Here is a 1,312-nt window from a genome sequence, read left to right as displayed (position 1 = left end):
GTGGGGATGACGTCAAGTCATCATGCCCCTTATGTCCAGGGCTTCACGCATGCTACAATGGCCGGTACAAAGGGCTGCGATGCCGTAAGGTGGAGCGAATCCCAAAAAGCCGGTCTCAGTTCGGATCGGGGTCTGCAACTCGACCCCGTGAAGTCGGAGTCGCTAGTAATCGCAGATCAGCAACGCTGCGGTGAATACGTTCCCGGGCCTTGTACACACCGCCCGTCACGTCACGAAAGTCGGCAACACCCGAAGCCCATGGCCTAACCCCGCAAGGGGAGGGAGTGGTCGAAGGTGGGGCTGGCGATTGGGACGAAGTCGTAACAAGGTAGCCGTACCGGAAGGTGCGGCTGGATCACCTCCTTTCTAAGGAGCCACTAGACGACGAAAGTTGTCCAGTAGCCCACACCGCCCGTATGTGGTGGTGGGGTGCTCACAGGCGGAGACACTGGCGAGTTCTGATCGGCAACGGCCGGCTAGCGGAGTACACGAGAGGTTCCGACTTCTTGGCGGAAACGGTGGTCGGTGCGGCTGGGAGGAATGATTAGCACCCTGTTGGGTCCTGAAAGAACAACCGGTGTGGCCTGAGGGTCGCGGGGTTGTTGTTTCAGAACTGTCCAGGCATGGCCTGGTTTCGCATACCACTTGAGGGAGCCGGTGACGGCGCCAAGGTTTGGTGTGGAACTGTGGGGTTGTGGGTTGGTTGTTGGTTGAGAATTGCACAGTGGACGCGAGCATCTTGTTTTCTGTAGGTTAAGTTGTCAAGGGCGAACGGTGGATGCCTTGGCACCAGGAGCCGATGAAGGACGTGGGAGGCCGCGATAGGCCTGGGGGAGCTGTCAACCAAGCTGTGATCCCAGGGTGTCCGAATGGGGAAACCTGACATCAGTCATGTGGTGTCACCTGCATCTGAATTCATAGGGTGTATGGGGGGAACGCGGGGAAGTGAAACATCTCAGTACCCGTAGGAAGAGAAAACAACAGTGATTCCGTGAGTAGTGGCGAGCGAAAGCGGATCTAGCCTAAACTTGTGGCGTTTGATACCTGTCAGGGGTTACGTCATGGGGGTTGTGGGACCCACTTATCATATCTGACAGTGTGGTGAGGAGTTATAAAGTTGCATGTTAGTCGAACGACGTGGGAAAGTCGGCCGTAGACGGTGAGAGCCCGGTAGACGAAAATGTGTGACCTCCTTGTGGTGTTCCCGAGTAGCGGCGGACTCCTGTAATCTGCCGTGAATCTGCCAGGACCACCTGGTAAGGCTGAATACTTCCTGGTGACCGATAGCGGACAAGTACCGTGAGGGAATGGT

General features: G+C 56.7%; 2 rRNA genes. Both read left to right on the top strand.

Annotation, left to right across the window (positions count from 1 at the left end):
• Positions 1-366: ribosomal RNA gene (locus tag DMB66_RS59500) — 16S ribosomal RNA — on the top strand; the annotation flags it as partial.
• Between the two features lie 385 nt (positions 367-751).
• Positions 752-1,312, top strand: a 23S ribosomal RNA gene (locus DMB66_RS59495); the annotation flags it as partial.

The organism is Actinoplanes sp. ATCC 53533 (assembly GCF_003947245.1).
Note: the sequence above shows the minus strand (reverse complement) of the source record. Positions and strands in the feature narration are given on the sequence as shown.